The organism is Bradyrhizobium sp. MOS003 (genome assembly GCF_003020125.1).
Lineage (GTDB): Bacteria > Pseudomonadota > Alphaproteobacteria > Rhizobiales > Xanthobacteraceae > Bradyrhizobium.
The window spans coordinates 296,785-315,721 of record NZ_PYFW01000004.1 but is presented as its reverse complement, the minus strand read 5'-3'; the positions used below and the strand labels follow the sequence as shown (position 1 = coordinate 315,721).

Genomic DNA, 18,937 nt, shown 5'->3' with positions numbered 1-18,937 from the left:
CTGGATTGCTTCGCTGCGCTCGCAAGGACGGCGGGGGTCAATCCACCGCCTTCACGACATCCGGTGGCTGCGAGGCGTAATATGCCGCTGCAGCGTCGATGTCCTGCGGTGTCATCGCACGCGCGATGTTGCGCATCTGCTGGCTGATGTCGTTGCGACGCTCGCCGGAAGCGAAGGCGTGGAGCTGCGCCTTCATGTAGGCCTCCGATTGTCCTTCCAGCCACGGGCTGCCGGTCTTGTTGTCGAGGCTGCCATGGCAGGCGCCGCAGGGCGCGATGCCGCGCATCGGCGCGCCGTAGATCACGATGTTGGGCTTCGGCAGCTGCGGCGTCGGATGATAGGCCGGAAGCCGCGGCAGATAGGCGTAATAGTTGGAGAGATCGGCGATTTCCTGGTCGGTCAGGTTGACCGCAAACGGCGACATCACGGCATTGGTGCGGGCGCCGGAGCGGAAATCGTGCAGCTGCTTGTAGATCACGGCCGCATATTGGCCGGCGAGATTGGGCGAGTCCGCGCGGCTGACGCCGGTCGGGCCGTGACAGATCGCACAGCGCTGCGCCAGCGTCGCGCCGCGGCCGATCGCCTCCTGGCTCGGGCGCGCCAGCGTATTCGAGGTCAGCACGACCTCCGACAAGCGCTTTGCCTGTTCGGGCGCCGTCACGCTGGCCGCCCGCTGCGGCACGCCGGCGGCACTGCAGATCGCGTCCCAGACATCAGCGAATTGCACCCAGGGCTGCGCGAAGGGCAGCACGATGAAGCCCACAATCGCCGTCACGATCAGGATCGCGGCGGTGATGCCGACGCCAATCCTGAAATGGCCGTTGCGGAAGGTGAAGAGGTCGCGCGTGCTCATCACTGCGCTCCAACATAGACGGCCGGCACCGACGTGCCCGAACTCAGCGCCAGATTCAGGATCGGATAGCCGTAATTGGTCAGCGTGAGACCGATCATCAGCGCCACCCACAGCGCGTGGGTGTTGAGCGCGACCGGCACGGTCGCCGGCTGGTGCACGGCCAGCGCAAAGCGGTAGGGGCCGGCATCGACCTGCGGCGCACGCATGCCGCGCGCCAGGATGACGATGAACATGATGCCCGACGCCAGCAGGATGAAGCCGCCGATCGCCGACAGGGTGACAGAGAGCGCCTGCGGCGCGATCGCGGGATCGCCGAAGTCGAAATAGGCCATGCGGCGCGGCATGCCCAGAATGCCGACCCAGTGCCACGGGAACGTCGTGACGATCATGCCGATGAACCACAGCCAGAGCTGGGTGCGGATCAGCCTGACATCGATCAGCTCGCGTCCTGTCAGATGCGGCCACAGATCAAAGGCGATGGCGAAATACATGATCACGATGGCGCCGCCGAAGATCAGGTGGAAATGGCCGGTGATCCACTGCGTGTTGTGGATCGACGCATCGAGCTGATAGCTCATGTTGATGAGGCCGCCGGCGCCGCCGAAACCGAGCATGACGAAGGAGAACGCCAGCGCCAGCATCATCGGATTGTCCCAGGGCAGGGCCCTGATCCAGCCGAACATGCCGCGGCCGCCGCGCAGCCGCGCCGCGATCTCGACCGAGGCGCAGATCGTGAACACGGTCAGCAGCGTCGGCAGCGCCACCAGTGCCGTGAAGGCGGAATGGATGAACTTGAAGCCGGCGCCGACCTGCGGATCGGCGAAGGTATGGTGCATGCCGATCGGCATCGCCACCACCAGGAACAGGATGAAGGAGATCCGCGCCATGCTGTCGGAATAGATCCGGCCGCCGATCGCGCGTGGCACGATGGTGTAGTAGGCGATGTAGGTCGGCATCAGCCAGAAATAGACGATGGCGTGCAGCGTCCACGAGAAGAACACCCGGGCGAGGCCGGCATCGATGGTGTTTTTCAGACCGGCCGCGACGGGAATGATCTGCAGCAGCAGCTCGAGCGCGGCGCCGACCGCGGTCCAGGCCCACAAATACGAACCCGCAACGTTGGCGAACATGGCGAGTGGCACCGGGGCGCCGGGATGGGCCTTGCGCCAGACGCGCAGATTGACCGACATCAGCGCAACCCAGATCCACGAGCCGACCACGACCAGGACCACGCCGAGGTAATAGAAAACGTTGCCGATCAGCGGCGGGTAAAACGTGTAGAGCACCGAGGCGCGGCCGAGCGCGATCGGGATCACCGCCATGATGCTGCCGGCGACGATCAGCCAGAATCCGGCCCAGGCCCAGCGCACGCCGACCAGCCGCTGCTGAAGCGCGGCTTCACTGATGGCGTAGCCGAAGCCCATCGCGACCAGTGTGGGGAAGACGTAGCCCATCACCGTGCCGTGCGCGGTCAGCGACCGGTAATAGAGCTCAGGGTTGGAGAGCCATGTGCCGATCGGGCTGCGGATGAACATCTGCCAGGCGCCGAGCGTGAGCGCGATGCCGAATACGGCGAAGGCCAGCCAGAAATGGGCGAGGATGAGCTTCTTATTGACCAACACAGCTCAGCCTCCCGCCACCCTTCGCCCGATCGGCGAATTCGGCCTTGTCGATCACCTTGACCTTGCCCCACATGCCCTCATGGCCGAAGCTGCAAAACTCCTGGCAGGGCATCAGGTAGTCGCCGGTCCTGGTGAAGCGCATCAGCTGTTCGGAGATATAGCCCGGCACCAGCATGGTATTGACGTTGGTGGCCTGGATCAGGATGCCATGCACGACATCGGCGCTGGTGGCGCGCAGCGTGATCGGCGTGTCGGCGGGAACCACGATGCAGGCCGGCGTGAAGGAATATTGCTGACCGATGGCGCGCACGGTCACGGTGCCGTTCGCCTCGAGCACGCTGCCGAGATTGCTTTCGACGAACTCGCCCGAGAGATGAATTCGGGACGGATCAATGGTCTCGACGCGCGGCTGCGGCATGGTCGCGCGATGAATGCCAGCGAAGGCAGCCAAGAGCGCCATCATCACGACGATGATCACGGCGATGGTGGCCCAGCGCCGTTCGACGCGGGCCGCGACCTCGGCGCTGGCCTGGTGCGTTTCCTCGGCGCTCATTGCAGCGACCCGCGCGGCAGGAACACGAACAGATAGAAGGCGAACCACATCGCGACCACGCAGGCGGTGGCGATGCCGGCCAGCACGATCGCGCCGGACGGGCCCCGCGCGACGACCTCCTCGACGGCCTGGTCGGCGGTGGCCGGGCTGGTCGGCGGATCGGAGTTGAACATGCGGCCTCTCAGTTCAGCGGTGCGGAGCGCAGCTCGTTGGCTTCGCGCGCCGAGACCGGCGTGCCGCGATTGCCCCAGGCGGTGCGGATATAGGAGACGACGGCGGCGATCTCGTTGTCGGACAACAGGCCCGCGAACGGCGGCATGCCGTAGGGCATCGGATTGCCCTTGGTGCCCGGCGGATAGCCGCCATTGAGCACCATGCGGATCGGGTTGACCGCCGACTGCATCTCGATCGACTGGTTGTTGGCGAGCGGCGGCCAGTGCGGCGGCTTGCCTTCGCCCTGCGATCCGTGACAGCTCGCGCAATGCTTGTCGTAGACGGTCTTGCCGAGACTGATCAGCAGGCTGCTTTCGGTGGTCGGCAGGGCCGTAGCTGCCGGTGGCGGCGACGAGCCCTCGGCGATGCCCTTGAGGTACACCGCCATGGCGCGCGTGTCCTCGTCGTTGAGATATTGCAGGCTGTTGTGCACGACCTCGGCCATCGGGCCGTAGACCACGCCGCGCATGGAGACGCCGGTCTGGAGCAGGTCGGTGATGTCCTTGATGCTCCAGTCGCCGAGCCCGGCCTCGCGGTTCGACGTGAGCGAGGGCGCGTACCAGTTCTGCATCGGGATCAGGCCGCCCTTGAAGGCATCCGATTGCGACGTGCCGCCGAGCGCGTTGATCGGCGAATGGCACATGCCGCAATGGCCGAGGCCTTCGACCAGATAGGCGCCGCGATTCCATTCCGCCGATTTCTTCGGATCGGGCTTGAACTCGCCTTCGCTGAAGAACAGCGTACGCCATCCCAGGATGAGCTGCCGGTTGTCGTAGGGAAAGCGCAGCTCGTGCGGCTTGTTCTTCTGGCTCACCGGGGGGATCGAGCGCAGATAGGCGTAGATCGCATCGCTGTCGGCGCGCGTGACCTTGGTGTAGGACGCGAACGGCATCGCTGGATAGATCAGCCCGCCGTCCGGGAAGCGGCCGCTGTGCATGGTCTTGTAGAAATCGTCGGCGTTCCATTTGCCGATTCCCGTGTCCGGGTCCGGCGTGATGTTGGAGGTGTAGAGCGTGCCGAACGGCGTCGGCATGGCACGGCCGCCGGCGAACAGGCGGCCCTCCGGCGCGGTGTGGCACGCCGTGCAGTCGCCGGCTCGCGCCAGGTATTCGCCGCGCGCGATGGTGTCGCTGCTCTTGTCCTGCGCCTGCGCGGCCGTGGTGAGCGCGGCGAGAGCGAGCAGTGCGATCGACAGTTTCGAGCCCATCATCCGCCTCGTCAGTTGGGCTGACTGCCGCAGCCGAAGGGCAGCGCGTAGGTGCCTTTCGGGACGGGAGCAGGGTTTGCGGGGGCCGGGCGTGTCGCGAGCCAGGCTGCAACCGCGGTGACGTCGGCCTCGGTTAGATGGCCGGCGACAATTTGCATGCAGTCGGGCGATTTCGCCGTGCGGGTGCCATAGCGCCAGGCGCCGAGCTGGGCGCTGATATAGGGTGCGCGCAAGCCGAGCAGACCGGGGATGCCAGGTTGCATGCCCGTGAGTCCCGGACCGTGGCAGCTCACGCAGGCCGGAATGTTGCGGCCGGCATCGCCGCTGGTGGCGAGCAACTCGCCTTGCGCGAGGACGTCCTTGCTGACCTCGCTCGGCGCCGGCTGCGGCAGCGGTGGATGTTCGCCGGCAAAGTACTCTGCCATCGCCTCGAGATAGGGATCAGGCAGAAACTCCAGCAGATAGTTCATGGGTGGATATTTGCGGCGGCCGCTGCGGAAGGCGAGCAGCTGGTTGTAGAGATAGCCGGCCGGCTTGCCGGCAAGCCGCGGGAAATAGACGTCGCTGGTGCCTTCGCCCTTGTTGCCGTGACAGGGCGTGCAGGCCTCGACCCGTGCCGCCATCGTATCAGGCGGTTGGCTCGCCGTTTGTGCGGCCGCACCATCAAAGGCGGCCAAGGTGATGATCACGGCGACTGACGTCGCGGCGCGAGCGAACAATTTCGTCGCCCTCCACTGGGCTGGTCCGGTTGATTCCGGATCACAACGTAGATCTCCATTATTGCGCCAATATATCTTCGCGCAAGCTCGGACACGAGCGAAGGCATTTGGTCGCGCCATTTGCGTTGCGATTTCGATCGAATTCGACAAACTTGCGTGTTTTTTGGAAAACTGGACATAACCCTGCAGTCTCGCGACAGTATCTGTCCGAGTTTTGCTTCATCTCGGCACCCTCTGTTTGTCAGAGGGCGCAGGGAAGACCGGGTGCCGGCTGGCACCCGCGGTCCACTGTGCGAATCCTGCGTGCAAGAAGCTGCACAGCGGCATACAGGTGTAGCCAGAACAACCCGGCCTTCCCTGCGCAGTGGGCTTACGGCTTATGCCGAGTTCTCCCCGGGGAGCGTTGCACTATTGCCCCCGTCGCCTTGCAGATCGCTGACATGCGCGCCCGGTCGGGCAACACACATCACCGCAAGACTTGACGCACAGACCCCGGGCGTCAGGACGACACGGTTTTGCCGTACGCATGTCACACCGGTCGTGCGCGCGGTAGGCTCTCACTCACGGTTGCCCGCCCTGCGATGCCTTCGCGCCGATGTGACAAACGTCCACCACGGCTCACCCCACGTTTCGTGACGATCGCGATACGCCCCTCTGACCGGGATGAGGTGGTGGCACAATGCGCCAAAGCCGAAATTCTGTAAAGGCGAATATTTTTGCGCCGGCGTCTTGCCCTACGGCTGGCGTGTTTTGCCCGACGGGCAACACAAGAAATTGTGGGCCGAAGGGCGAATTGGCCGAAGGCGCAATCCGCCACTGTTCCCCGCGAAGAGAATGCGGGGATTACGCTGCGCCAATACGGCTGACGGGACCGGGTTCCATCGGGATCATTTCGCGCCGCAGCGAGTTTGCAGGGGATTGTCCGGGCTGGAGCCGCCATGACCATCAATTTCGACACGCTGAAGGCCTCGCTCGTTCTTTACGGCCTGAACGCAATCTACGCCATCCTGCTGCTCGCCATCGGCTGGTATCTTTCCGGCGCCATGCAGCGCTTCGTCACGCGCCTGTTGAACGTCACGCATCGGGTCGATCCGCTCGTCACGCTGTTCGTCGGCAGCCTCGTCCGTTACGGCGTGCTGGCGGTGGTCGGCATCGCCGTGCTTCAGCTGTTCGGCATCCAGACCGCGAGCCTTGTCGCCGTGCTGGGGGCGACATCGCTCGCCATCGGTCTGGCTCTTCAGGGCACGCTCTCCAATCTCGCCGCCGGCGTGATGCTGCTGCTGTTCCGGCCCTTTCATATCGGCAATGACGTCGAGGTCGCGGGCAAGGCCGGCAGGGTGAAGTCGCTGTCGCTGTTCATGACCGAGCTGGTCGCGGCCGACAACACGCAGATCCTGTTGCCGAATGGACAGGTGTGGGGCGCGGCGATCGTCAATCACAGCGTCTATCCCGGCACGGGCGAGGTCAAGGTGGCGTTTCCAGTCCCTGCCGGCGCAGCAAATGCGCTCGCGGATCGCATTCTGAAGGAGCTGCGCAACGATTCCCGCATCGACGGTCAGGCGCAACCGACCGTCTCCGTCACAAAGGTCCTCGATGTCGGCAATCCCGCGGCGCCGATCCCGGAATTGACCGTCAGTGCGAAGGCGAAACCCTCGGAGGCCGCTGCAGTCAAACAGTGCGTGCTCGACCACGCGAGCGCGCTGTTGGCGGCAGCCTGAGTCGTTCAGCCGCGCGGCGAGCGCGGGGGCCGTCGCTTGGCGACATGCCGGCGCGGCGAGCGGGTGACGCGTGGGCGCAGGCGGGTTACTGCGGCGGCGCGTTTCGGCTTGGCTTGAGCCTGCGGGCCGCGGGCGAGATCCATCAGCATGCGCAACGCCTCGACTACCGAGCGAGCGCGTACGGCGCTGCGGCCGATCGCACCAAACCGGTGCTCGCGGTGGATGATGCGGCCGTCGCGCGCCGCGGCGGCGAAGTGCACGAGACCGACCGGCTTGCCGGGCGTCGCACCGCCGGGGCCGGCAATGCCGGTGATGGCAACCGCGAGATCGACATCGGCACGCTCCAGCGCACCGATCGCCATCGCGGTCGCGGTCTCCTTGCTGACGGCGCCGAAATTGGCGAGCGTGCCGGCTTCGACCCCGAGCATCGCGCGCTTGGCGTCGTTGGAATAGGTGACGAAGCCGCGGTCGATCACGTCGGACGATCCGGGGATGTCGGTCAGCGCGCCCGCGACGAGGCCGCCGGTGCATGATTCAGCCGTGGCGATCGTCAGCTTGCGCATCCGGCAGAGGTCGAGCAGCGAGCGGGAGAGGGCGCGTGCGTCGCTGCCGGCCATGGCCTAGACACTCCAGGGGAGGCGGATGGTGGCGCTCGCGGTGGCCGCGATGCCTTCCTCTCGGCCGGTGAAGCCGAGCCGCTCGCTGGTGGTCGCCTTCACCGCGACGCGCGAGATGTCGACGCCGGAGATCTCGGCGATGCGCGCGCGCATGGTGTCGCGCAACGGACCGATCTTCGGCCGCTCGCAGATCATGGTGACCTCGAGATTGGCAATGCGGCCGCCGCGCGCCGTGACGCGCTCGATCGCGTATTTCAGGAACTGGTCGGAGGAGGCGCCCTTCCACTTCGGGTCGCTCGGCGGGAAGTGCGAGCCGATGTCGCCGTCGGCGAGCGCGCCGAGGATGGCGTCGACCAGCGCATGGAGGCCGACATCGCCGTCGGAATGGGCGAGAAAACCCTTGGTGTGCGGCACGCGCACGCCGCACAGCATGAGATGGTCGCCATCGCCGAAAGCGTGCACGTCGTAGCCCGTGCCGGTCCTGATGTCGCCGAGCTGGGCGGCCAGGCGCGCTTCCTCGCGCACGAAATCCTCGGGAGTGGTGAGCTTCATATTGGCAACATCGCCTTCAAAGGTTGCAACCGTCAATCCCGCCCATTCGGCAATCGCGGCATCGTCGGTGAAATCGCTGCGGCCGTCCTTCGCGGCACGACGATGCGCCTCCAGAATGACGTCGAAACGAAAGGATTGCGGCGTCTGCGCGATGCGCAAGGAAGCCCGCTCCGGCGTGCCCTCGACATCGCCGCCAGCACCGGTGACCTTGATGGTGTCGGTGACGGCAACGACGGGGATCGCCGCACCGGTGCGGCCTGCGGCCTCGATTGCGCGCGAGATTACGCCGGCCGAGACGAAGGGACGCGCGGCGTCGTGAATCAGGACGACGTCCGGCTTGTGCCCGGCGAGCGCTTCGAGACCTGCGAGCACCGAAGCCTGGCGGGTGGCGCCGCCACTGGTCGGCGCCTCATGCTTCAATCCTGCGACCGCCGCCGTGAACATGGCGCTGTCATCGGGGTTCACCACGGGCTGTACCGCGAACACCTCAGGATGACGGCTGAAGGCTTCCATCGCGCGGTAGATCACGGGCACGCCGCCGATCTCGCGATATTGCTTCGGCCCGCCGGCGCCGGCGCGCAATCCCCGTCCGGCTGCGACGAGGACGACTGCGGTGCGTTGTGATTTCGCCATAGGACTCAAATACTCAGTCGGTGATGGAAAGAGTCGGGGGAGTGGGGTGATTGCCGCATGCCTCTAGCACGGCAGGCCCGCAAAAAAAGGGGGTTTCCCCGGATTGTGGGCAACAGCAATTTGCTGCACTGCACTTGAAAGATTTGCAGAATTGTCTAAACTGTAGGCATGACGCTTGACTGCACAAGAATTGTGCGCAAGATACTTCAAGGCAGGCGCGATGAGGCCCCTGCTCAGTCGACGAGACCCCAGTGACCGGTTCGGCAGTATTCGGCTCTAAGCCGTTGAAAATAGGCGACATTATTGTCGTCACCCCGGTCATCCTGGCGCCGATGTCGGGAGTGACGGACTCGCCCGTCCGTCGGCTGGCAGCCGAACTTGGAGCCGGTCTCGTCGTCTCCGAAATGACCGCCAGCGATGAACTCGCCAATGGCCACCGGATGTCACGGTTGCGCTGCGAAGCCACCGGCGTCGGCCCGCACGTGGTCCAGCTCGCCGGCTGCGAGACCCATTGGATGGCCGAGGGCGCCCGGATCGCCGAGGCCGAGGGCGCCGACATCATCGATATCAACATGGGCTGTCCAGCCCGTCACGTCACCGGCGGCCAGTCCGGCTCGGCCTTGATGCGCGACCTCGACCATGCCGTCGGCCTGATCGATGCCACCATCGCGGCGGTGAAGGTGCCGGTGACGCTGAAGATGCGGCTCGGCTGGGACGACCAGACCCGCAACGCGCCGGAACTGGCACGGCGCGCGGAAGCCGCCGGCGTCAAGCTCGTGACGGTCCACGGCCGCACTCGCAGCCAGTTCTACAAGGGCGAGGCCGATTGGGATGCGATCCGTGCCGTGCGCGAGGCGGTCTCGATTCCGCTCGTCGTCAATGGCGACATCACGACTTACGAGAAGGCGCTCGCGGCGCTAGAGGCCTCCGGCGCCGACGCCGTGATGATCGGCCGCGGCGCCAATGGGCAGCCCTGGCTGCCGGGCCAGATCGGCCGCCGCCTGAAGGGCGGGGCCGAGGAGGCTGTGCCCTCGCTGGAAACGCAGCTGCATTATGTCCGCACGCTCTATGAGGGCGTCTGCGCGCTCTATGGTTTGCGCATCGGCCTCAGGCATGCCCGCAAGCATTTGGGCTGGGCCCTCGACGTCGCAGCGCAGGCGAGCCGCGCGCCGGCCCAGAAGCTGAAATCCTGGCGGCAGACCATCCTCACCTCGGAGGATCCGGGCCGCGTCCACCAATCACTGCAAGACGCCTTCGACGACTTCGCATGGAGCGCTGCTGCATGAGCTCAGTTGCTGAACATCGTCGGCCGGTTCCGTCCGACAGCGACGCGATCCTGGATGCCTTGCCCAATCCCGTGCTCATGATCGGGCCGGACGGCAAGATCGTCGCCGCCAACATCGCGACCGAAGCCTTCTTCGACATCTCGACGCAGTTTTTAAAGCGGCAGTCGCTGAAAGAACTGGTGCCGTTCGGCAGTCCCTTGCTGGCGCTGATCGACCAGGTGCGCTCGTCGAACGCGCCGGTCAACGAATACAAGGTCGATCTCGGCACGCCGCGCATGGGTGGCGACCGCCAGGTCGATCTTCACGTCGCGCCGCTGACCGAGCGGCCCGGCCATATCGTGGTGATGCTGCAGGAGCGCTCCATCGCCGACAAGATGGACCGCCAGCTCACCCATCGCAGCGCGGCGCGCTCGGTGATCGCGCTGGCCGCGATGCTGGCGCACGAGATCAAGAATCCGCTCTCGGGCATCCGCGGCGCGGCGCAGCTTCTCGAGCAGCAGGCCTCGTCCGAGGACCGCATGCTGACGCGCCTGATCTGCGACGAGGCCGACCGCATCGTGACGCTGGTCGACCGCATGGAGGTGTTCGGCGACGAGCGTCCCGTGTTGCGCGGCCCCGTCAACATCCATTCGGTGCTCGACCATGTGAAACGGCTGGCGCAGTCCGGCTTTGCCCGCAACATCCGCTTCATCGAGGACTACGATCCCTCGCTGCCGCCGGTGCTGGCGAACCAGGACCAGCTGATCCAGGTGTTCCTCAATCTCGTGAAGAACGCCGCCGAAGCGCTGATCGACGTTCCCGACGGCGAGATCCAGCTCACCACCGCGTTCCGCCCCGGCGTGCGCCTGTCAGTCCCCGGTCAAAAATCCCGGGTATCCCTGCCGCTCGAATTCTGCGTGAAGGACAATGGACCAGGCGTGCCGGACGATCTCCTGCCCAACCTGTTCGATCCCTTCGTGACCACCAAGCAGACCGGCTCCGGCCTCGGTCTCGCGCTGGTCGCCAAGATCGTCGGCGATCACGGGGGCATCATCGAATGCGAATCTCAGCCGCGCAAAACCACCTTCCGCGTGCTGATGCCGATGTATTCCACATCGGTGAAACATGCCGATCACAGCAGTCGCGACGACTCTGCCGGGAAGTCGTCGGCTGCATCTCAGGGGGCAAAATGAGGATCAACGATGCCCGCAGGTAGCATTCTCGTAGCTGATGACGACACCGCCATCCGCACGGTTCTGAACCAGGCACTCTCCCGGGCCGGGTATGAAGTCAGGCTGACCGGCAATGCCGCGACGCTGTGGCGCTGGGTCAGCCAGGGGGAGGGCGATCTCGTCATCACCGACGTGGTGATGCCGGATGAAAACGCCTTCGACCTCTTGCCGCGGATCAAGAAGATGCGGCCGAATCTGCCCGTCATCGTCATGAGCGCGCAAAACACCTTCATGACGGCGATCCGCGCCTCCGAGCGCGGGGCTTACGAATATCTGCCGAAACCGTTCGACCTCAAGGAGCTGATCGCCATCGTCGGCCGCGCGCTTGCCGAGCCGAAGGAGCGCGTCTCGACGCCGGACGAGGACGCCGAGATGGAGGCGATCCCGCTGGTCGGCCGCTCGCCGGCGATGCAGGAAATCTACCGCGTGCTGGCGCGGCTGATGCAGACCGACCTCACCGTGATGATTACCGGCGAGTCCGGCACCGGCAAGGAGCTGGTGGCGCGCGCGCTGCACGATTACGGCAAGCGCCGCAACGGCCCGTTCGTCGCGGTCAACATGGCGGCGATCCCGCGCGACCTCATCGAATCCGAACTGTTCGGCCATGAGCGCGGCGCCTTCACCGGCGCCAACACCCGCGCCTCCGGCCGGTTCGAGCAGGCCGAGGGCGGCACGCTGTTCCTCGACGAAATCGGCGACATGCCGATGGAGGCGCAGACCCGTCTCCTCCGCGTGCTGCAGCAGGGCGAATACACCACCGTCGGCGGCCGCACCCCGATCAAGACCGACGTGCGCATCGTCGCGGCCTCCAACAAGGATCTGCGCGTCCTGATCCAGCAGGGCTTGTTCCGGGAAGACCTGTTCTTCCGCCTCAACGTGGTGCCGCTGCGGCTGCCGCCGCTGCGCGAACGCATCGAGGACCTGCCCGATCTCATCCGTCACTTCTTCGCGCTGGCCGAGAAGGACGGCCTGCCGCCCAAGAAGCTCGACGTGCTGGCGCTGGAGCGGCTGAAGCAGCATCGCTGGCCGGGCAACGTGCGCGAACTGGAAAACCTCGCCCGGCGTCTCGCCGCGCTCTATCCGCAGGATGTGATCACGGCCTCCGTCATCGACGGCGAGCTCGCACCGCCCTCGGTCAGCCCTGGTGCCGCGGTCCAGCAGGGCGTCGACAATCTCGGCGGCGCCGTGGAGGCCTATCTCTCATCGCACTTCCAGGGCTTCCCGAACGGCGTGCCGCCGCCGGGCCTCTATCACCGCATCCTCAAGGAGATCGAGGTGCCGCTGCTCACGGCCGCGCTCGCCGCCACCCGCGGCAACCAGATCCGCGCCGCGGATCTGCTCGGCCTCAACCGCAACACGCTGCGCAAGAAGATCCGGGATCTCGACATCCAGGTCTATCGCAGCGGGGGCTAGTTGTTCGGCGACGAACGCTGATCACGCTTACGCGGATTGGCTCGGCTCCCCCTACCAGAGCGGAGCCGAGCCTGTCCGGATCGCGCTGGCCGGTTTGGCTGGCGCGGTAAAGAAAGCCGGGGCGGGGGAGAAATGTTCCGCGGTCACACAAGGGTGAGGCGTTCGGCCGCCCGCGGCCGCTACAGGTCACTTGGCCAGCCGCTCCGTCGACGGCACGAGGCGCGCGACGTTTGCCGTCGGCTCCTGCAGGACCGAACCACTGACCAGTAGACCCGAGGCCGCAATCAACAGCAGAACTGCGGAGACCATCATCGCGAGGAAGAACCTGTCCATGCTGGTCAAGCAGCGACGGTGGATAACCGTTCCCGCAGGCAAGGTCTCTTCAAGCTACCGCCGTGATCGCCTGTGGATGCGCCGGACCGCCGCGGCCAAGGCGCCGCGGAATTGTCGCAATTCGGCAACAATGTGGTACGAATACATCAGTATCCGCCCATCGCGGACCCGTTTTCAGCATCGCCATTGCCGGAATGACCAGCGCAGACACCTCGGCCGCACACTTTGACACGGCACCAGCGGAAGAGCCCCGGCGTTGGTCGGCGCGGCGCTGGCTGGCGCCCTTTGCCGTGGTGCTGGCGCTGCTCTCGGCCTTCCTGACCTTCCTGGTCCTGACCGGCCTGACCACGATTGATCCGACGCCGGCTGTGGTCCGCTCGATCTACCTGATCAACGCGGCCACGATCCTGCTGTTGGTCGGAATCATCATCCGCGAGCTCTGGCAGCTGATCCTGGCGCGGCGGCGGGGCAGGGCGGCGGCGCGGCTCCATGTCCAGATCGTCAGCCTGTTCTCGATCGTGGCGGTGCTGCCGGCGGTGCTGGTCGCCGTGGTCGCCAACGTCACCATCGAACGGGGCCTCGACCGGCTGTTCTCCGGCCCGACCAAGGAGGTGATCCAGAATTCGCTGACGATCGCGCGGGCCTATATGCAGGACCATGCGCAGCTGATCCGCGGCGACATTCTCGGCATGGCCAACGACATCGCGCATGCCCGGCCGCTCTACGATCAGGATCGCCGCTCGTTCCGGGAGATGCTGAGCGCCAGCGCCGCTTCCCGCAACCTGCCGGGCGCGATGATCATCGACAAGGACACCAACATCCTGGAATCCGCCGACACCGGGATGCGGCTCGCCTATTCTCCGCCGGCGTCCGACTTCCTCAGCAACGTCAACGAGTCCGAGCCCGAGATCGCGATCCTTCCTGATGCGAGCTTCGTCGCCGCGGTGATCCGGTTGCGCGCCTTCAGCGACACCTTCCTCTATGTCGCCCGTCCCCTCGATCCGAATGTCGTCAATCAGCTCAAGCAGACCGAGGTCAGCGTCGCCGAATACGCCCAGATCGAATCGCGCCGGCTCGGCATCCAGGTTGCCTTCGCGCTGATGTTCGCCGTGATCGCGTTGACCATCCTGATGGCCTCGGTGCTGATCGGCCTGAACTTCGCCAATTCGCTGGTCTCGCCGATCCGGCGGCTGATGAACGCGGCCCACACGGTCTCGACCGGCGATCTCCATGTCCAGGTGCCCGTACACCAGTCGGAAGGCGATCTCGCCCAGCTGGGTGAGACCTTCAACAAGATGACGCAGGAGTTGCGTAGCCAGCGCGATGAGCTCGTCAACGCCAGCGACCTCATCGACAGTCGCCGCCGCTTCATCGAAGCGGTGCTGTCTTCCGCAAGCGCCGGCATCATCGGCGTCGATACATCAGGCAGCGTCGGCATTTTGAACCGCTCGGCCGAGAAGCTGATCGGGCACTCCGAGGCGGAGACGCTCGGTCATCCGCTCTCCGACGTGCTGCCAGAGCTCGACGAGACGATGACGGCGGCGCGGGAAGGGAGCCAGCGTCTGGTGCAGGGCCAGATCACGATCACCCGCGACGGCACCGAGCGCAATCTCTCGGTCCGCGTCAGCGCCGAAAAGAACCAGCCGCACGACAGCTACATCATCACACTCGACGACATCACCGAACTGGTCTCGGCGCAGCGCACCTCCGCCTGGGGCGACGTGGCGCGGCGCATAGCGCATGAGATCAAGAACCCGCTGACGCCGATCCAGCTCTCCGCCGAGCGCATCCGCCGCAAGTTCGGCAAGGACATCACCGAGGCCAAGGACAAGCAGATCTTCGAGCAGTGCACCGACACCATCGTGCGCCAGGTCGACGACATCCGCCGCATGGTCGACGAGTTCTCGCGCTTTGCACGGATGCCGAAACCGGTGATGGAGGGCGAGGACGTCGCCGACGCGGTGCGGCAGGCGGTGTTCCTGATGAAGGTTGCCCATCCCGAGATCGATATCGAGGCCGAGTTCAAAGAGGATCCGCTCCGCGCCCAGTTCGACCGGCGGCTGATCTCGCAGGCGGTCACCAACATCGTCAAGAATGCCACCGAGGCGATCGAACAGGTCCCGCCCGAGGAACTCGGCAAAGGCCGTATCGACGTCGTGGTGTCGCGCCAGGGCGAGGACGTGTTGATCGACGTCATCGACAACGGTATCGGCCTGCCCAAGGTCGCGCGCTCGCGGCTGCTCGAGCCCTATGTGACGACGCGCGCCAAGGGCACCGGCCTCGGCCTTGCCATCGTCGGCCGCGTGCTGGAAGACCATGGCGGGCGCATCGAGCTGAAGGATGCTTCCGACTTCCGCGCGGGCCAGCGCGGCGCCTGGATGCGGATGCGCTTTGCGATCTCCGGCCAACCCGCGAAGTCCGAGGGAGCCGAGCAGGCCTCGGCGGGAGCCGAAGGGGCCCCGGCGGGAGCCGAACAGGCCCCGGCGGGCGCGGTCAAGGACGCAACCGGCAGGCAGGCTGGCGCTCCTGTCAAGGACCTGGCGCAGGAAACAAATAAGCCGGCGGCCGAAACCAAAGAGGCCGCCGAAAAGACCAATGATTCAACGAAAATCGAAGCCTCAACAGGCAGCTGACAAGACAGGCGCGACCCATGGCTAGTGAAATTCTGATTGTCGATGACGAAGCCGATATTCGCGATCTCGTTGCGGGCATCCTCGAGGACGAGGGTTTTGTGACGCGGACCGCACGCGACAGCGACTCCGCACTGGCTGAAATCGGCAACCGCAGGCCGCATCTGGTGTTTCTCGACATCTGGCTGCAGGGCTCGAAGCTCGACGGCTTGCAGTTGCTGGAGCAGGTCAAGAAGGAGAATGCCGACCTGCCGGTCGTGATGATCTCCGGCCACGGCAACATCGAGACCGCGGTCGCCGCGATCAAGCGCGGCGCCTACGACTTCATCGAAAAGCCGTTCAAGGCCGACCGGCTGATCCTGGTCGCGACCAGAGCGCTGGAGAACTCGCGGCTCAAGCGCGAGGTCAAGGAGCTGAAGCAGCTGGCGCCGAGCGCCAGCTCGCTCGTCGGCCGATCGCCCAGCATGAACCAGCTGCGCCAGACCATCGAGCGCGCCGCCAAGGCCAACAGCCGCATCCTGATCGTCGGTCCCGCCGGCGCCGGCAAGGAATTGACGGCACGCACGCTGCATACGGCTTCGGGCCGGGCCGACGGTCCCTTCGTCGTCATCAACGCAGCCGCGATCACGCCCGACCGCATGGAGCAGGAGCTGTTCGGTATCGAGCAGTCCAACGGCGAGCAGGCGCGCAAGCCCGGCGCGCTCGAGGAAGCCCATGGCGGCACGCTGTTCATCGACGAGATCGCGGACATGCCGCGCGAGACCCAGAACAAGATCCTGCGCGTGCTGGTGGAGCAGTCGTTCCAGCGCGTCGGCGGCACCGCCAAGATGCAGGTCGACGTCCGCATCATCTCCTCGACCGCGCGCAATCTCGAAGAGGAGATCGCGGCCGGCCATTTCCGCGAGGACCTCTATCATCGGCTCTCAGTGGTGCCGATCCGCGTGCCTGCGCTGTCGGAGCGGCGCGAGGACATCCCGGAATTGATCGACTATTTCATGGAGCAGATCTCGGCCGGCAGCGGCCTGCCCAAGCGGCAGATCGGCCAGGACGCGATGGCGGTGCTGCAATCGCATGTCTGGCCGGGCAATGTGCGCCAGCTCCGCAACAACGTTGAAAGAGTCATGATTCTCGCCGCCGGTGGACCGGAGGTCATCATCACGGCCGACATGTTGCCGCAGGATGTCGGCTCCATGGTGCCGGCGATGCCGACCAGCAACAATGGGGAGCACATCATGGGCCTGCCGCTGCGCGAGGCCCGCGAAGTGTTCGAGCGCGACTATTTGATTGCTCAGATCAGCCGTTTCTCAGGAAATATTTCTCGCACGGCCGAGTTCGTTGGCATGGAACGGTCGGCGCTGCATCGAAAGTTGAAAGCGCTCGGTGTCGGCTGACCCGTTTTCGTGCCACGCGGAGTACCGGTTCGCATTTGAAAAACGCCGTCAAAACAACGTTCTAACGCCGCCACGTCACCTTATGAATAAAGCGACGAAATAGATCGATTTCCGTAGTTTTTCGGGGCGATACGGCGCCCGCTGCCGCGTGAAGCGGCTTGCCTAATAAGTCCACCTGTCCTCTAATCGCACAGCTGTTCCTTCCGAGGGGGATCTCATGAGGAACGGCAACCGGGAGAGGCCCCGAACGTCACAAAGAGGGCCGCAACCGGCGCAATAAAAAGAAACTCAAAGCGAGAAAAAAACAATGGCGGCAGACCGCGCACAAAACCTGCAGGACACCTTCCTCAACCACGTTCGCAAAACCAAGACGCCACTGACGATCTTTCTGGTCAACGGAGTGAAGCTCCAGGGCATCGTGACCTGGTTCGACAATTTCTGTTTGCTGCTTCGGCGCGACGGTCATTCGCAGCTCGTCTACAAGCATGCGATCTCGACCATCATGCCGGGTGCGCCGATCCAGTTGTTCGAAGGCGGTGAGGATCAGCCGGCTTGAGAGTGATCTGATTGGAACCCCGGAATTTCGACGGGGATGCCGACCGTCCGAGGTCGGCAGGGGCTAAGCAGACGGGGCGGGTGCTTGTCATCGGCCCCTATTTGCGGGTGCGCGCAGGCGGTGCCGACGCGCAATCGGAGAGTCATATCCAGCGGAATGCCGAAGCCCGGCTCGATGAAGCCGCCGGCCTCGCGCGCGCGATTGATCTCGTCGTTGCCGACGCGATCATCGCGCCGATCAACCAGATCCGCCCCGCGACCTATATCGGCAAGGGCAAGGTCGAAGAGATCGCCGCGCTGGCCAAGAGCCTCGATGTCGAACTCGTGGTGATGGATTGCGCGCTGGCACCGATCCAGCAGCGCAATCTCGAGAAGGAGTTGCAAGCCAAGGTGCTCGACCGCACCGGGCTGATCCTGGAAATCTTCGGCCGCCGCGCCAAGACCAAGGAAGGCTCGCTCCAGGTCGAACTGGCGCATCTCAACTATCAACGCTCGCGCCTGGTGCGCTCATGGACCCATCTGGAGCGCCAGCGCGGCGGCTTCGGCTTCATGGGCGGTCCCGGCGAGACGCAGATCGAAGCGGACCGACGCCTGATCCAGGAGCGCATCTCCAAGCTCGAGAGCGAGTTGAAGAAGGTGCAGGCGACGCGGCGACTGCATCGCGCTGGCCGCCAGCGCGTGCCGTATCGCGTCGTCGCGCTGGTCGGCTACACCAATGCCGGCAAGTCGACGCTGTTCAACCGCCTGACCCGCGCCGACGTGCAGGCGGCGGATATGCTTTTCGCGACGCTCGATCCGACCTTGCGCGCCCTCGACTTGCCTCATGGCGGCAAGGCGATGCTGTCGGACACCGTGGGCTTCATCTCCAACTTGCCGACCCAGCTGGTCGCCGCCTTCCGGGCCACGCTGGAGGAGGTGCTCGAAGCCGACGTCATCCTGCATGTGCGCGACATATCCCATGAAGATGCCGAGGCCCAGCAAAGCGACGTCGACGCCGTGCTGCGCCAGCTCGGTATCAACCCTGATGACAGCGGCCGCATCATCGAAGTCTGGAACAAGATCGACCGCTACGATTCCGAGCAACGCGAAGAGCTTATGAACATCGTCGCGCGCCGACCGGAGGATCACCCGGCAATGCTGGTGTCAGCCGTGTCAGGTGAGGGCGTCGACGCATTGCTGGCCGCGATCGAGGAGCGGTTGGCGGCCAAACGCACCACGCTCGACCTCTCGATCGATGCCGCCGACGGCGCGGGCATCAGCTGGCTGCACCGCAATTCCGAGGTGTTGGCGAAGGAGCTGCACGACGGCCGTTTTGATATGACCGTGCGGGTGGACGAGACCAAGCGGGATATCGTGGTGAACCGGTTCGATGCTGTGCCGCATCTGTCGGCTTAGCAGTGGCGATGCGGTAACGGGCCGCCGTCGCCGGGA

17 protein-coding genes are annotated in these 18,937 nt (G+C 65.2%); 8 read left to right on the top strand and 9 right to left on the bottom strand.

All coding sequences use genetic code 11. The annotated features are described in order from the left end of the window. Positions 1 to 37: 37 nt before the first annotated feature. From C7G42_RS20325 to C7G42_RS20305, 6 genes are read right to left on the bottom strand one after another with little or no spacing between them, the layout of a single operon-like run. Entirely contained in the window at positions 38 to 853 is an 816-nt protein-coding gene (locus C7G42_RS20325; protein WP_199581025.1) for a c-type cytochrome, read from the bottom strand. Further along, on the bottom strand, positions 853 to 2,475 hold the full coding sequence (locus C7G42_RS20320; protein WP_106950736.1) for a b(o/a)3-type cytochrome-c oxidase subunit 1: 1,623 nt from the start codon (positions 2,473 to 2,475) through the stop codon (positions 853 to 855). Before C7G42_RS20320 ends, C7G42_RS20325 begins: the two co-directional genes overlap by 1 nt. Next, entirely contained in the window at positions 2,462 to 3,028 is a 567-nt protein-coding gene (locus C7G42_RS20315; RefSeq protein WP_106950735.1) for a cupredoxin domain-containing protein, read from the bottom strand. The genes C7G42_RS20320 and C7G42_RS20315 overlap by 14 nt, the downstream gene beginning before the upstream one ends. Beyond that, positions 3,025 to 3,201, bottom strand: coding sequence for a hypothetical protein (locus C7G42_RS35360; protein WP_199581024.1), 177 nt, complete (start codon positions 3,199 to 3,201; stop codon positions 3,025 to 3,027). Before C7G42_RS35360 ends, C7G42_RS20315 begins: the two co-directional genes overlap by 4 nt. 8 nt (positions 3,202 to 3,209) lie before the next feature. Beyond that, the gene (locus C7G42_RS20310; protein ID WP_199581023.1) at positions 3,210 to 4,448 is read right to left on the bottom strand and encodes a c-type cytochrome; all 1,239 of its coding nucleotides are present in this window, start codon (positions 4,446 to 4,448) and stop codon (positions 3,210 to 3,212) included. Between the two features lie 11 nt (positions 4,449 to 4,459). Continuing rightward, complete coding sequence (locus tag C7G42_RS20305; protein ID WP_106950733.1) at positions 4,460 to 5,167, bottom strand: c-type cytochrome; 708 nt, start codon at positions 5,165 to 5,167, stop codon at positions 4,460 to 4,462. Between the two features lie 938 nt (positions 5,168 to 6,105). Between C7G42_RS20305 and C7G42_RS20300 the strand changes: the two genes are divergently transcribed. Then, the gene (locus tag C7G42_RS20300) at positions 6,106 to 6,885 is read left to right on the top strand and encodes a mechanosensitive ion channel family protein (RefSeq protein WP_106950732.1); all 780 of its coding nucleotides are present in this window, start codon (positions 6,106 to 6,108) and stop codon (positions 6,883 to 6,885) included. Between the two features lie 5 nt (positions 6,886 to 6,890). Here C7G42_RS20300 and C7G42_RS20295 read toward each other — a convergent pair whose 3' ends face one another. Together C7G42_RS20295 and C7G42_RS20290 are read right to left on the bottom strand one after the other, a co-directional pair. Continuing rightward, entirely contained in the window at positions 6,891 to 7,502 is a 612-nt protein-coding gene (locus tag C7G42_RS20295) for a CinA family protein (protein WP_106950731.1), read from the bottom strand. Positions 7,503 to 7,505: 3 nt separating this feature from the next. Further along, complete coding sequence (locus C7G42_RS20290) at positions 7,506 to 8,687, bottom strand: bifunctional 2-C-methyl-D-erythritol 4-phosphate cytidylyltransferase/2-C-methyl-D-erythritol 2,4-cyclodiphosphate synthase (protein ID WP_106950730.1); 1,182 nt, start codon at positions 8,685 to 8,687, stop codon at positions 7,506 to 7,508. 284 nt (positions 8,688 to 8,971) lie between these two features. Between C7G42_RS20290 and dusB the strand changes: the two genes are divergently transcribed. From dusB to ntrC, 3 genes are read left to right on the top strand one after another with little or no spacing between them, the layout of a single operon-like run. Beyond that, on the top strand, positions 8,972 to 9,973 hold the full coding sequence (dusB, locus tag C7G42_RS20285; protein ID WP_106950729.1) for a tRNA dihydrouridine synthase DusB: 1,002 nt from the start codon (positions 8,972 to 8,974) through the stop codon (positions 9,971 to 9,973). Beyond that, the gene (locus tag C7G42_RS20280) at positions 9,970 to 11,145 is read left to right on the top strand and encodes a two-component system sensor histidine kinase NtrB (protein ID WP_106951067.1); all 1,176 of its coding nucleotides are present in this window, start codon (positions 9,970 to 9,972) and stop codon (positions 11,143 to 11,145) included. The genes dusB and C7G42_RS20280 overlap by 4 nt, the downstream gene beginning before the upstream one ends. A gap of 9 nt (positions 11,146 to 11,154) precedes the next feature. Next, the gene (gene ntrC / locus C7G42_RS20275; RefSeq protein WP_028144677.1) at positions 11,155 to 12,597 is read left to right on the top strand and encodes a nitrogen regulation protein NR(I); all 1,443 of its coding nucleotides are present in this window, start codon (positions 11,155 to 11,157) and stop codon (positions 12,595 to 12,597) included. A 186-nt stretch (positions 12,598 to 12,783) separates the two neighbouring features. Here ntrC and C7G42_RS35045 read toward each other — a convergent pair whose 3' ends face one another. Then, positions 12,784 to 12,930: a hypothetical protein gene (locus tag C7G42_RS35045; protein ID WP_158537614.1), complete on the bottom strand. Its 147-nt coding sequence runs from the start codon at positions 12,928 to 12,930 to the stop codon at positions 12,784 to 12,786. 194 nt (positions 12,931 to 13,124) lie between these two features. On the opposite strand from C7G42_RS35045, the gene C7G42_RS20270 reads away from it, so the two are divergent. The 4 genes from C7G42_RS20270 to hflX all read left to right on the top strand — a co-directional run bounded on the left by C7G42_RS20270 (position 13,125) and on the right by hflX (position 18,901). Continuing rightward, positions 13,125 to 15,563, top strand: coding sequence for a sensor histidine kinase (locus tag C7G42_RS20270; RefSeq protein WP_106950728.1), 2,439 nt, complete (start codon positions 13,125 to 13,127; stop codon positions 15,561 to 15,563). Between the two features lie 17 nt (positions 15,564 to 15,580). Further along, complete coding sequence (gene ntrX / locus C7G42_RS20265; protein WP_106950727.1) at positions 15,581 to 16,951, top strand: nitrogen assimilation response regulator NtrX; 1,371 nt, start codon at positions 15,581 to 15,583, stop codon at positions 16,949 to 16,951. A gap of 307 nt (positions 16,952 to 17,258) precedes the next feature. After that, a complete protein-coding gene (gene hfq / locus C7G42_RS20260; protein WP_007591126.1) occupies positions 17,259 to 17,507 on the top strand; it encodes an RNA chaperone Hfq in 249 nt (82 codons plus the stop codon). 11 nt (positions 17,508 to 17,518) lie between these two features. Then, the gene (hflX, locus tag C7G42_RS20255) at positions 17,519 to 18,901 is read left to right on the top strand and encodes a GTPase HflX (RefSeq protein WP_199581022.1); all 1,383 of its coding nucleotides are present in this window, start codon (positions 17,519 to 17,521) and stop codon (positions 18,899 to 18,901) included. Positions 18,902 to 18,937 lie beyond the last annotated feature (36 nt).